Source organism: Vibrio sp. Isolate24, assembly GCF_022398215.1.
GTDB classification, from domain to species: Bacteria; Pseudomonadota; Gammaproteobacteria; order Enterobacterales; family Vibrionaceae; genus Vibrio; species Vibrio coralliilyticus_A.
In genome coordinates, this window is the sequence record NZ_JAKEUU010000001.1 from 1,171,306 (window position 1) to 1,183,672 (window position 12,367).

General features: G+C 47.8%; 10 protein-coding genes. 8 read left to right on the top strand and 2 right to left on the bottom strand.

Features of this window, described 5'->3' with window-relative positions:
• The first annotated feature begins 33 nt into the window (after positions 1 to 33).
• From L1D23_RS05100 to L1D23_RS05115, 4 genes are all read left to right on the top strand, one after another.
• Positions 34 to 1,425, top strand: coding sequence for a TolC family protein (locus tag L1D23_RS05100; RefSeq protein ID WP_239864620.1), 1,392 nt, complete (start codon positions 34 to 36; stop codon positions 1,423 to 1,425).
• Between the two features lie 10 nt (positions 1,426 to 1,435).
• On the top strand, positions 1,436 to 3,142 hold the full coding sequence (locus L1D23_RS05105) for an efflux RND transporter periplasmic adaptor subunit (RefSeq protein WP_239864622.1): 1,707 nt from the start codon (positions 1,436 to 1,438) through the stop codon (positions 3,140 to 3,142).
• A 2-nt stretch (positions 3,143 to 3,144) separates the two neighbouring features.
• Entirely contained in the window at positions 3,145 to 6,273 is a 3,129-nt protein-coding gene (locus tag L1D23_RS05110; RefSeq protein ID WP_239864624.1) for an efflux RND transporter permease subunit, read from the top strand.
• A gap of 63 nt (positions 6,274 to 6,336) precedes the next feature.
• Complete coding sequence (locus tag L1D23_RS05115; protein WP_239865402.1) at positions 6,337 to 6,867, top strand: cupredoxin family protein; 531 nt, start codon at positions 6,337 to 6,339, stop codon at positions 6,865 to 6,867.
• 298 nt (positions 6,868 to 7,165) lie between these two features.
• Here the strand turns inward: L1D23_RS05115 and L1D23_RS05120 are convergent, their stop codons facing one another.
• Complete coding sequence (locus L1D23_RS05120; RefSeq protein WP_239864626.1) at positions 7,166 to 8,014, bottom strand: pirin family protein; 849 nt, start codon at positions 8,012 to 8,014, stop codon at positions 7,166 to 7,168.
• 211 nt (positions 8,015 to 8,225) lie between these two features.
• On the opposite strand from L1D23_RS05120, the gene L1D23_RS05125 reads away from it, so the two are divergent.
• The 4 genes from L1D23_RS05125 (at position 8,226) to L1D23_RS05140 (ending at position 11,902) form a co-directional block, all read left to right on the top strand.
• Complete coding sequence (locus L1D23_RS05125; protein WP_239864628.1) at positions 8,226 to 9,527, top strand: alpha/beta fold hydrolase; 1,302 nt, start codon at positions 8,226 to 8,228, stop codon at positions 9,525 to 9,527.
• Between the two features lie 93 nt (positions 9,528 to 9,620).
• Entirely contained in the window at positions 9,621 to 10,298 is a 678-nt protein-coding gene (locus L1D23_RS05130) for a hypothetical protein (protein WP_239835537.1), read from the top strand.
• A 7-nt stretch (positions 10,299 to 10,305) separates the two neighbouring features.
• On the top strand, positions 10,306 to 11,238 hold the full coding sequence (locus tag L1D23_RS05135; protein WP_239864630.1) for a hypothetical protein: 933 nt from the start codon (positions 10,306 to 10,308) through the stop codon (positions 11,236 to 11,238).
• On the top strand, positions 11,225 to 11,902 hold the full coding sequence (locus L1D23_RS05140) for a hypothetical protein (protein WP_239864632.1): 678 nt from the start codon (positions 11,225 to 11,227) through the stop codon (positions 11,900 to 11,902). Before L1D23_RS05135 ends, L1D23_RS05140 begins: the two co-directional genes overlap by 14 nt.
• Positions 11,903 to 11,951: 49 nt before the next feature.
• On the opposite strand, the gene L1D23_RS05145 is transcribed toward L1D23_RS05140, so the two are convergent.
• Complete coding sequence (locus L1D23_RS05145) at positions 11,952 to 12,332, bottom strand: VOC family protein (RefSeq protein WP_239864633.1); 381 nt, start codon at positions 12,330 to 12,332, stop codon at positions 11,952 to 11,954.
• Between the last annotated feature and the right edge of the window lie 35 nt (positions 12,333 to 12,367).

Below are 12,367 nucleotides of genomic sequence, written 5' to 3' on the forward strand. Positions count from 1 at the left end.
CTCCCAGCCTATTGCTTTGGGAGATGGTTTTTCGTGCCAGTCAGGCACTCGGAAACGGACAATAAAGTGAAAATCAAACCAAGGATTCTGGCGCTTTCTGTCAGCGCCGCGGTCTGGTTAGCGCCTGTATCAGCAAGCAACTTGCAAGAGCAGGCTTACCAACCGCAAGTCGTGCTATCACAATTGATCAGCATGGCACTCAACAACGACAGCAATCGAAAGCAATATTTTGCTCAGTCACAAGCTTTGCGCGAGACCGGCGTTGCCAGTGCCACGCTAATGGACCCCAAAATCAAAGTTGGCTTCGGTGGCCTACCTGTAGACAGCTTCAAATTCGACGAAGATCCGATGACGAACATTTCCGTCGGATTGATGCAACAATTTGAGCGTGGCTCGACACTGGAGTTACAACAAAAGAAAAGCAATCAACAAGCGGATGGCGTCGGTTTACAAATCGATGCCCGAGAATTGGACGTCATTAACAGCATGACCCAACTCTGGCTTGAACTGGGTTATCAGCAGCAGGCGAAAACCATCATGCTGGAAAACCGTCGTTTGCTCAAAGAAATGGAAAACTTCATTCAGACCAACTATTCGATTGGTAAAAGTGAAGCTCAGGATCTGCTCAATGCTCAGCTTCAAGTAAGCAAACTGGATGAGAAGCTTCAGGCTAATCAGCAGATGCAACAGCGCTTGATGGCCCAGCTTTCAGAATGGTTGGGAGCAAATTGGTCTGAACAGATTCAAAACATCAGCGCATCCAATCAGCTTAACTGGGCCAAGCTCGACCAACAGCTGAACGAGAACCTAGCAAACTCCGAGTATTACCAGCAGCTCAGCCTGCACCCAATGGTACAAATGGCCAGCCAAACTATATCCACTTCCGAAACTCAGGTTGAAATTGCACAGCAGGCTTACCAACCTCAGTTTGGCGTTGAAGTCATGTACGCCTACCGTCAGGCCAACGGCATGATGGGAGAACCTGCATCAGACCTAGTTAGTGCCTATCTAACCATGGACATTCCTCTGTTCACGGGAAATCGTCAGGACAGAAATCTCGCTACGGCCCAATATCAGGTCGGCGCAGCCAAGTCCCAGAAAGACACCTTACTGGCTCAGATGAATGCCAAAGTCAACGCCTTGCTTGTCGACCGAACCAATTTAGCCCAACGACTAGAACGGTATCAGTCCATCCTTCTTCCTCAGGCCAACGCACGAATTCGCGCGGTTGAGCGAGGTTATCAGAACAACACGTCTCAGTTTAACGATGTCATTACGGCCTCTGCCGATGAACTTGCTCTGCAACTTGAACAGCAACGTCTGATTGCAGATTTAAACATTGTGAACAGCAACTTAGCTGCCCTACTGGACGGTTTTGATTATCAAGTTGAGCCCGTCACTTTGGCTCAAGGCGAACAAGAATAAGGTATCTGACATGAAAACATTACAAATCGCTGCTATCGCTCTGTTGGTAGGAGGCGCGCTGGGCTATTCCGCTAATCATTTCCTAGCCGGATCTAGCATGGGAATGGACGCCAAGGCGGAGTCTGGTTCTTCTGATTCTGCAGAACCTCTCTACTGGGTTGCTCCGATGGACCCGAACTACAAGCGAGATAAGCCCGGTAAGTCACCAATGGGCATGGACTTAATTCCAGTTTACGCCGAAGACATGGCGGGAGAACAAGATAAGCCCGGAACCATTACGATTGATCCTTCGGTAGAAAACAACCTCGGCGTCAAGTCCGAACCCGTAACCCTAGAACCTCTCTCGCCTCGCATTGAAACGGTCGGTTACATCGCGTTTGATGAAAGCCAACTGTGGCAAACCAACGTACGCGTCGCGGGTTGGGTTGAAAAGCTGTTCATCAATGCGATTGGTGAGAAAGTCAACAAGGGCGATGTGCTGTTTACGCTCTATTCACCTGAGTTGGTGAAAGCACAGGAGGAATTGCTCAATGCCTCTCGAACAGGCCGAACCGGCTTAGTCAAAGGTGCCACTGAACGACTCGTGACACTAGGTGTAGACCGTGCACAGATTAAAGCGATTCTAAAACGCGGCAAAGCGTCACAAACGATTGAAATAAAGGCGCCAGCTAACGGTGTGATTGCAAGTTTGAGTATTCGCGAAGGGGGTTATTTGTCACCCGCGCAAGCAGTGATCAGCGCTGGCCCACTGAACAATGTTTGGGTAGACGCAGAAGTGTTCGAACGTCAGGCGCAATGGATTAAAGCTGGCAGCGAAGCTTCGATGACATTGGATGCCATTCCGGGCAACGAATGGCGGGGTAAGGTTGACTACGTCTACCCGATTCTTGATCCTAATACTCGTACTCTGCGCGTCAGACTTAAATTCCCTAACCCAGATGGCGAGCTCAAGCCCAATATGTTCGCCAACATTGCTCTTCAACCTGTCAGTGAAGAGTCGGTACTGACGATTCCTAAATCTGCGGTAATACGTTCAGGCGGCATGGCTCGCATTGTGCTGTCAGAAGGTGAAGGCAAATATCGTTCTGCTCGCATCGAAACAGGCCGCGAAGCCGGAGATCGGGTTGAAGTTTTGCAGGGCTTAACCCAAGACGATCAAGTGGTGACTTCCGCACACTTTATGCTCGATTCTGAATCCAGCCAGTCTGCCGACCTTGCGCGCATTAATGGTGTTGAGCCAGATGAGGAGACCGTTTGGGCGAAAGGGGAGATCACCGACGTTATGGCTGATCATGGCATGTTGACGATCAACCACCAGCCGGTACCCGAATGGGATTGGCCGGGCATGGTCATGAATTTTACTCTCGCCAAAGACGTCGATGCGAGTGCGTTCACAACAGGCCAAAGCATAGAGTTTGAAATGCAAAAAACCGAGTCTGGCCAGTACAAAATTGTCGACTACAAAGTGGATGACTCTGTTGTTGCTGGCGAGCTTTGGTTGCAAGGCGATATTTCTATGCTGATGGCCGACTTTGGCATGATCACCTTAAACCATCTCCCTGTGGCGGAGTGGAACTGGCAGGCCGGTGAGATGAACTTCTCCGTTGGCGAGGAAGTGGATCTATCAGGTTTTGAGGAAGGTCAGCGCGTTCGATTTCTAGTTGAACGACAAGGTACAGATTACCTGCTTAAACAATTGGCAACGGATGAGGGCTAACGATGATCAATGCAATTATCCGTTGGTCAATCAGTAATAGACTCCTAGTATTGATTGCCACCTTAGCTATTGTTTTGGCTGGTCTTTACAGTGTAAAGAACACACCTGTAGACGCAATTCCTGACTTATCGGATGTTCAGGTTATCATCAAAACCAGCTATCCGGGTCAAGCACCTCAAGTGGTCGAGGATCAGGTCACTTACCCATTAACCACTGCCATGTTGGCTGTACCCGGTGCAGAAACCGTCAGGGGGTACTCTTTCTTTGGGGACTCCTATGTCTACATCATCTTTAATGATGACACCGATATGTACTGGGCCCGCTCACGCGTGCTGGAGTACCTCAGCCAAGTCGCACCAAACCTGCCTTCGAATGCCAAACCAACATTGGGGCCGGATGCCACTGGGGTTGGCTGGGTTTACAGCTATGTTCTTCAGGATAAAACCGGACAACACGATTTAGCCCAGCTACGCAGCTTACAGGATTGGTTCCTCAAATACGAACTGCAAACCGTTGATGGAGTATCAGAAGTCGCAACCGTAGGTGGTATGGTCAAGCAGTATCAGGTGCAGATTGACCCTGCCAAACTGCGTGCTTACAACCTGACATTACAACAGGTAAATAACGCGATTCAAAACGGCAATCAGGAAACAGGTGCCTCCGTGATTGAGGTCGCCGAAGCCGAACACATGGTGCGCACCACGGGCTACCTGACTAGCATCGATGATATCCGCTCGCTGCCACTCAAGGTAACCGAAAAAGGCACCCCGCTTCTGTTGGGTGATGTCGCGGATATTAACCTTGGACCACAAATGCGTCGTGGCATTTCTGAGCTCAACGGTGAAGGGGAAGCCGTTGGTGGCGTGATCGTGATGCGCTTCGGAGAAAATGCCAGTGAAGTGATCGCCAAAACCAAAGCCAAACTGACCGAGCTGCAACGCAGCTTGCCTGAGGGAGTCGAAATCGTACCAACGTATGACCGCTCTACGTTGATCGACTCTGCGGTAGAAAACTTATGGAAGAAACTGGCTGAAGAGTTCATCGTGGTTGCGATTGTCTGTGCTTTGTTCCTGTTCCATATCCGCTCATCTCTGGTTATCGCTTTGAGCTTACCAGTGGGTATTCTGACTGCGTTTGTGATCATGCACTGGCAAGGAATTAACGCCAACATCATGTCTCTGGGTGGTATTGCAATCGCCATTGGAGCCATGGTCGATGGCGCAATCGTGATGATAGAAAACGTTCACAAGCACATTGAACGGACTCCGCTCACCGATAAAAATCGCTGGCAAGTCATTGGCAAGGCCGCAGAGGAAGTCGGCGCACCGCTGTTCTTTTCTCTGCTAATCATCACGTTGAGCTTTGTCCCTGTCTTCGCTTTGGAAGGTCAGGAAGGCAAAATGTTTTCGCCACTGGCATTTACCAAAACCTACGCCATGGCAGCCTCTGCTGGCTTAGCGATTACGCTAGTGCCTGTTCTGATGGGCTATTTCATTCGTGGCAAAGTGCTCCCAGAACACAAAAACCCAGTCAACAAAGGGTTAGTCTCGCTTTACAAACCCTTGCTCAACCTGAGCCTGAACTACCCCAAAACCATGATCGTCATTGCGATGGGGCTTATGGCATCGGCTTACTACCCAACCAGTAAGCTTGGCAGCGAATTCATTCCTCCACTCGATGAGGGTGATTTGATGTACATGCCGACCACCTATCCGGGCATCTCGATTGGTAAAGCACGAGAGCTGTTACAGCAAACCAATAAGCTGATTAAGAGCGTCCCTGAGGTTGAAACGGTATGGGGGAAAATCGGACGCGCCGAAACCGCAACCGACCCAGCACCACTGACCATGATTGAAACCGTCATACAGCTGAAACATCGCGAACAGTGGCGTGAAGGTGTAACCACCGAATCGCTGCGCAAAGAGTTTGACGATTTAGTGCAGTTCCCCGGGCTAACCAATGCGTGGGTAATGCCAATCAAAACTCGCATCGACATGCTGGCAACTGGCATTAAGACGCCTATTGGGATCAAAATCGCAGGCCCCGATCTTAACGTCATTGAACAGATCGGTGCTGAACTGGAGCCTATTCTCAATCAGGTCAATGGTACGGCGTCTGTTTATGCTGAGCGTGTAGCAGGAGGACGCTACGTCACTATCGATATCAAGCGTCGCTCTGCCGCTCGCTATGGCCTCAATATAAAAGATGTTCAGCGCGTGATTTCCACTGCGGTGGGAGGCATGAACGTTGGGGAAACCATAGAAGGGCTGGAACGCTACCCGATTAATGTTCGATACCCACAGGACTACCGTGATTCAGTGGTGAAATTGCAGAACCTACCTCTGGTTACCCCAAATGGCGCTCGTATTGCACTGGCTGATGTTGCTGATATTCGTTACGAAGACGGCCCACCGATGATCAAAACAGAAAACGCTCGCCCTAATGGCTGGGTATTCGTTGATATCGATGGACGTGATCTCGGTTCGTACGTTGCCGAAGCACAACAAGTCGTAGCTGATCAGCTCAATCTGCCCGCTGGCTATTCTCTGGCTTGGTCAGGTCAGTATGAATATATGGAACGCGCGAAAGAACGCTTAAGTGTCGTGGTACCGATTACGCTGGCAATCATTATGCTGCTGCTTTACTTCAGCTTCCGTCGCATTGGCGAAGTGCTGATCATCATGATGACTCTTCCACTCGCGATGGTGGGTGGCTTATGGCTGATGCATTACCTCGGCTATAACTTCTCGATTGCCGTTGGGGTCGGTTTTATTGCCCTCGCGGGTGTCGCGGTCGAAATTGGCGTCATCATGTTGGTGTATCTCAACCAAGCTTGGCACTACAAAAAGCTGGATGCCCAAGAGCAGAATCACGCCATTACTTCCGATGATCTGTCGATGGCGATACGAGACGGCGCAGGCCTCAGAGTTCGACCTGTGATGATGACAGTTCTGACCGTCATCATAGGTCTTGTACCGATCATGTACGGCGAAGGTACGGGCTCTGAAGTCATGCAACGAATTGCCGCCCCTATGATCGGAGGAATGGCATCGGCTCTGCTACTCACGCTTCTGGTACTACCGGCCATTTTCAAATTATGGAAACAAAGAGAAATCTCACGTCACTCATAACCATAGAACCATGTCCCCGTAGCTCAGTGCTTCGGGGCACCCTACCTACTTAAGGAAACAATGATGAAAAAAACAATTCTGGCACTTGCACTAACTCTGGCTAGCACTCAAATTCTCGCTCAAATGGATCATTCCAAAATGAATATGGAAGGTATGGACCATTCGAAAATGATGGGCGACATGAAGGGGATGGACCACTCACAAATGAACATGGACGAGATGTCCGATGTCGGTATGCCTGCCAAAGGAGCTAAACCGGACAAAGTGGTCCACGTGATCCTAGACGATGATATGAGCATTACATTCAAAAAAGAGATGGATATAGAACCGAATGACGTAGTCCAGTTTGTGGTCATGAACAAAGGGAAAATCGACCATGAGTTTTCAATAGGCTCAGCACAAGAGCAACTCAAGCACCGTGAGATGATGAAGAAAATGGGCAACCACGCTCATGATTCTGGCAGTACAGTGACGGTTGCTCCGGGCAAAGCCAAGCAGTTACTGTGGCATTTCCATGGTGACAACAACGTTGAGTTTGCCTGCAACATCCCAGGCCACGCCGAAGCGGGCATGGTCAAATCAGCGGTATTGTAACGCTCCCAAGCCTGCCAGCTGTTGCTGGCAGGCCGTCTGACGTCAGTCAAAGTGCTTCATCGGATATAAAGTGCTGATTTTAACAGCCGCCATTAATTCCCACACCTGGTTTTTAATCGAGTTGGTTTAAAATGAAGGCCAAAACCAAGAAAAAAGCCACGTATCTTAGACACGTGGCAAAACAAAAAGTGAATGGCAGTGGATTATTCGCTTCTTGCGTTTTATAGCCCCCAAGTTCAGGAGCTAATACGTAAAGTTTAGACGAAATAGTGCAACTATCTATTCATACGGTTTAATATCAATATTTTTCAAACTCACCGCTGTTGTAGTCGCTGATCGCTTTTTCAATTTCTTGCATGCTGTTCATCACGAACGGGCCATAGTGAACGACAGGTTCATCAATCGGTTCACCTTGGAAAATCAGCACACCGCTTGTGCTGTTTGCATTCAACTCAGCGACTTCTCCTGAAGACAAAAGCGCCATCTCACCTTGTTGCACCCTGCGTTCTTTAACACTAATTTCGCCCTGATAAACATAAAGCATCATGTTAAATTTCTGCGGCGTAAGTAACTTAATCTTCTGCTCTGTTTCAGAACGCCAATCTGAAACTGATAACGGCACTCCGGTTTTGCTCAGCGGCCCTTGTTGTACGTTGCCTTCAACGGATACCTCACCTGATAGAACGCGTAATACGCCAAGGCTCTCATCTTGATATTCTGTGATGGTTTCAGGCTGAAAGTCATGATACTGAGCGGGTTTCATCTTGTCGCGCGCTGGCTGGTTTATCCAAATTTGGAACCCATGCAACTCGCCATCCTGCATGATAGGCATTTCACTATGAATCACACCGCGGCCTGCTGCCATCCATTGAGCGCCACCAGAACGTAACTCACCCACATTTCCCATATGATCTTTATGTTGAAAATGACCTTTGAGCATATAGGTCAGCGTTTCAATGCCGCGATGCGGATGAGGAGGAAAACCGCCTATATAGTCGGAACGCTGATCGGATTTCAGCTCATCCATCATCAAAAATGGTGAAAAGTTGGCCTTATTAAACCCCGCCACGCGGCTAATTTTGACACCATCGCCATCGGACGTGGCATGGGCTGGAATGATTTGACGGATTTCTCGAAGCTGGCTCATTGTTTTTCTCCTCAAGAGTGATAAGTACAGTCTATCTTCCTCTGGTCGAAACTTGAGCTTAAGGATTCGAGCTAGTTATTCAAAATATTTGAACAGCGATAGCATCTCATCCAGTTGAAGCTTCCCCCTTTGTCGCTCCGATTTGACCTGATAGGATTGGTTATCCGCTTCAGCCGGAGTAAAGTAGCCTACTTCACAAAAGGAAATAATAATGAACGCTCAAGCATTTATCGACGCAGGACTGCATTACATCCCCCACTCATTCACTGTGCCATTAGATTACTCTGCCCCGGAGAAAGGACATCTCGATATCTTTGCTCGTGAAGTGTCTCTCGTTGCAGACAAGAATTCGTCTAAACCATGGCTAGTTTATTTTCAGGGAGGGCCTGGGTTTCCATCACCACGCCAAAACGGCAATAACGGGTGGATAAAGCGCGCGTTGCAAAACTATCGCGTGTTGTTGCTTGACCAACGTGGCACTGGTAACAGCTCGGTTGTAAATCACCAAACATTGGCCCATTTACAGCCGCAACAACAGGCAGAGTACCTGAGTCATTTCCGCGCCGACAACATAGTGCGAGATGCGGAATTCATCCGTGAACAGTTCGGTGTCGATAAATGGGCTATCCTAGGTCAGAGCTTTGGTGGTTTCTGCTCTCTGACTTATCTGTCTCTGTTCCCTGAGAGCTTGTCGAGAAGCTACATCACTGGTGGCGTACCCTCTGTTTCCCGTCACCCAGACGATGTCTATCGTGCGACGTTTAAGCGCACGATGGAAAAGAACCAAGCCTTTTTCAGTCAGTTTCCTAAAGCACAGCAATTATGTCAGCAAATTGCCAATCATATTCTGCACAACGAAGTGTACCTGCCCAATGGCCAGCGTTTAACCGTTGAGCAGTTCCAACAGATTGGGATTAACTTTGGCGTTAGTGATACATTCTTGCCTACGTATTATTTACTTGAAAATGCATTGATCACCGTAGAAGGGAAACCTCAACTACGCTATGAATTCCTCAATAGTATGCTCATGGAGCAAAATTTCCAGACCAATCCAATTTATGCCATTTTGCATGAGTCCATCTACTGTCAGGGATTCGCCTCACAATGGAGTGCACATCGCATCCGTCAGGAAAACGTAGCGTTCAATTATCAGCAAGGGCAAGACTTTTACTTTACTGGGGAAATGGTATTCCCATGGATGTTCGACCAATATGTAACGCTAAAACCACTCAAACAAGCCGCTGAGTTGTTGGCCGAAAAGCAGGACTGGTCACCGCTGTACTGTGAAACTCAACTTTCACAAAATAAAGTCCCTGTGAGCTGCGCGGTTTACGCCGATGATATGTTTGTTGAGATGGATATCAGCCGCGAAACATTGTCAATGATGCCTAATGCCAAAGCATGGATTACCAATGAATACGAGCACAACGGATTGAGAGCCGACGGCGAGCGTATTTTCGACAAACTGTTCGAGATGGGCGAACAAACTGCCGCCAATCTGTCATTGATATAATGAAATCAAGGCGAACACCGAGATCAATGGTTGGTGTTCGCCCTATCAAATCGTATAATTTCCTTATTAGTCTGTTATTGCTGGATTCAGAACATGTCTTCAAAGTTTATTGAACGAGCCTGGTCTCATCCTTGTGTCACTATGGAAGAAAAACTCGTCTTACTCGCTCTGGCAGAATTGTCCGATCGAAGTGGCGCGGTGATTACCACCATGGCAGAGCTACAAGAAATGACCAATGGTTCTGAATCCACGATTGATCATGTCCTTGGTAAACTGGCGGTTGAGCAAGCCATTATTTCCTTGAGCAAGACATACACCCGTAAGCAAGGCAATATTAAGTGCAAAGTGAATGTAGGTAACCAGCATTCTATTCCGGTGTATGCTACTTCAGAACCGATTGCCAAGGTGCCGCAATTCCACAAGACTCAAGTCAAACCACTCAATCCCTCTGGTGCAAAGGGTAAAACGATTAACGTTGAAGAGCTGTCACCGAATGTCATTGAGTCTTGGGCGGAGGTCATTATGTTCCGTAGTGGGTTCGCCAATCAAACCAACGTTTGGGCAAGTTTCGTAGAGAAAGTTCAAGCCATTGGTCAGCCGTTGATGAACCAAGACGATCTGAACAGTCGTCTTCACGCACACCTGCATACAGAAAAAAGTTATGGGCAAGGCAAAGGTTTCAGTAATAAAAAGCCAGCAGCGACGAAAATGTCCCCCAACCAAGCCTTCAAGAAAAAGATGGCAAACTTCAACTTTGATTTTGACGATTAGGTAAAAGATGAAAGATATCAACGAGATCGCCTCTTCTTGGAAGCAAAAAAGTCAGGACAAGCCTGTTCAGAAAACTCAATCAGTGGCCAAACAGACTCCCCCTACGGTGCAACAGACTCAAAAGCCTGCGACTCCTGCGGCGATTTCAAACGCAATAATCAATAGCGAGTTTAATCAGGAGTTGAAGGATGTACTGCGCCCTTATTCCGTAGAACAACGTAAACACATCATGGCCTTCTTCGGCAAAATGCAGGAGAACTTCTCAACCCAATTCACCCACATGTATGGGTCAGAACCAGATGATGAATTTGCCGCTTTCGCATCAGAGCTTTCAATGGATGATGTTGAGCGCATCGTTCACCATCTGCGTGAACGTCTAGTAGCAGGTAAAGAGTGGCCACCCGCGCTCGCTTTGCTCTCGATGTTGAAAGATTTACCACTCAACAATGAAATTCTTGAAGCCCGCCATCGCATCTTAATTAAGAAGGATCCACAAACTCGCGTTGAAAAGTATATCTTCAACCGTAAAAACAGCTATCTAAAATCACTGTCTGAGAAAAATCTCGCCGAGGAATTTAAAGTGCTGTACATCAACGCTTATCAAGAAGTACAAAACAACCTCGATCAGACACTTGATCAACGAGAAAAAGACGTAGAACAGAGTGTCCTTAAAGTAGAACCGACTGACACTGATCGTGAGATTGAGCGTCGTATGGCTCAAGGAATACGACCTAGTGGAAAAATCGGCAATATGCTTTCTCGTATTGACAAGCTACGTGGTGCTGTTAAAGCTACCCCTCAACCAGACAAAGATCATAGCGTATGGGAAGACGTCACCGAGCCAACAAAACCAGCGAAGCGAGAACAAATCGATCGTGAACAACAAGCCTTAATGGAACAAATTCTGCGAGAAACAAACGGCGACGATGAGAACCTTTAATATTCTAAAAAAAGAGCGAGATTTCTTTCTCGCTTCTACAGGGCGTTCCCATTGTAAAATCATCATCGACGATTACAGTCGCGACTTGCCGCTCGGTGAAGTCGAGTTGCACGTTGAAGAAGTCTCGAACAAATACAAATACTACTCCAACGAAGCCATCTTTAAGCTCACGCTGCCCCTTGAAGAGCAAAATAATATCGACATTTGTACACTCAGCAGTGGTCGTAAAAATCAGTTTCTTTACAAGAAATGCCTGAGATTAGGCGGAAAGTGGGAAAGCATTCTCGGTCAATGGGTGTTTTCCGCGTCTGTTGAAGACAAAGTACGTGAGCTGGAAAACATCATTCGCTCTGAAGAGCAATACTTCGAAGTGACATTCAAAGAAACCGTTACTCTGACCAACCAAGACCTGACTCTGTTTGGCTACCCCGTCGTATTCTCTTCCTCTCGTGCATCCGTGCAAACCATGAAAGGCATCAGATTACATCGCGGTGATATCGCCATAATGGGCAACAAAACCGTAATAGTCGCAGGCACAAAGATCCGCCTATTTGTGCCATTAGCAATAAAAGACAATCCTGACTTTCGTGAAGACTTCCTCTGTGTGACAGAAGTTGAGAAAAAGCGTAAACCAAACAAAAAGACGAGCTATTCTTGGGAATAATGTCAATGCTTCCCTCGGCGAATCGTTCAGTGAGGGAAGCATTCGGCGATCATGCCATAGAGTGTAGGCCGATCATATTCCCTTCCGTATCGGATACGATAGCGATAAAGCCATGCGGGCCAATAGAAAATTTCGAATGTTCAACCTTTCCCCCAGCCTCCGCCACTCTCGCCTCTTCAACACTGCAGTCCTGACATGAAAAATACACCATGGTACTGTTACCTCCTGCGGAAACGCCCTCCATCTTGGCTAAAGCGCCTGTAGCACCGTACTGCTCCATCGATGCTGGGAATAGCCACATTTCCACCCCCATCTTGGCTTCATCATTCATCTGCTCTAGAGACACCTCAAAAACCGTTTGATAAAACGCCTTTGCTCGCTCCATATCATCAACATAAATTTCAAACCAACCAACCGGATTTGTTTGCATAACCTGTTCTCCTTGTGTATTGCCCAATCAGTTAA

Excerpts from the sequence above, each read along its gene's own strand:
- L1D23_RS05105 (WP_239864622.1), top strand. The coding sequence starts at position 1,436 with ATGAAAACATTACAAATCGCTGCTATCGCTCTGTTGGTAGGAGGCGCG.
- L1D23_RS05110 (WP_239864624.1), top strand. The coding sequence starts at position 3,145 with ATGATCAATGCAATTATCCGTTGGTCAATCAGTAATAGACTCCTAGTA.
- L1D23_RS05115 (WP_239865402.1), top strand. The coding sequence starts at position 6,337 with ATGAAAAAAACAATTCTGGCACTTGCACTAACTCTGGCTAGCACTCAA.
- L1D23_RS05120 (WP_239864626.1), bottom strand. The coding sequence starts at position 8,014 with ATGAGCCAGCTTCGAGAAATCCGTCAAATCATTCCAGCCCATGCCACG.
- L1D23_RS05125 (WP_239864628.1), top strand. The coding sequence starts at position 8,226 with ATGAACGCTCAAGCATTTATCGACGCAGGACTGCATTACATCCCCCAC.
- L1D23_RS05130 (WP_239835537.1), top strand. The coding sequence starts at position 9,621 with ATGTCTTCAAAGTTTATTGAACGAGCCTGGTCTCATCCTTGTGTCACT.
- L1D23_RS05135 (WP_239864630.1), top strand. The coding sequence starts at position 10,306 with ATGAAAGATATCAACGAGATCGCCTCTTCTTGGAAGCAAAAAAGTCAG.
- L1D23_RS05140 (WP_239864632.1), top strand. The coding sequence starts at position 11,225 with ATGAGAACCTTTAATATTCTAAAAAAAGAGCGAGATTTCTTTCTCGCT.
- L1D23_RS05145 (WP_239864633.1), bottom strand. The coding sequence starts at position 12,332 with ATGCAAACAAATCCGGTTGGTTGGTTTGAAATTTATGTTGATGATATG.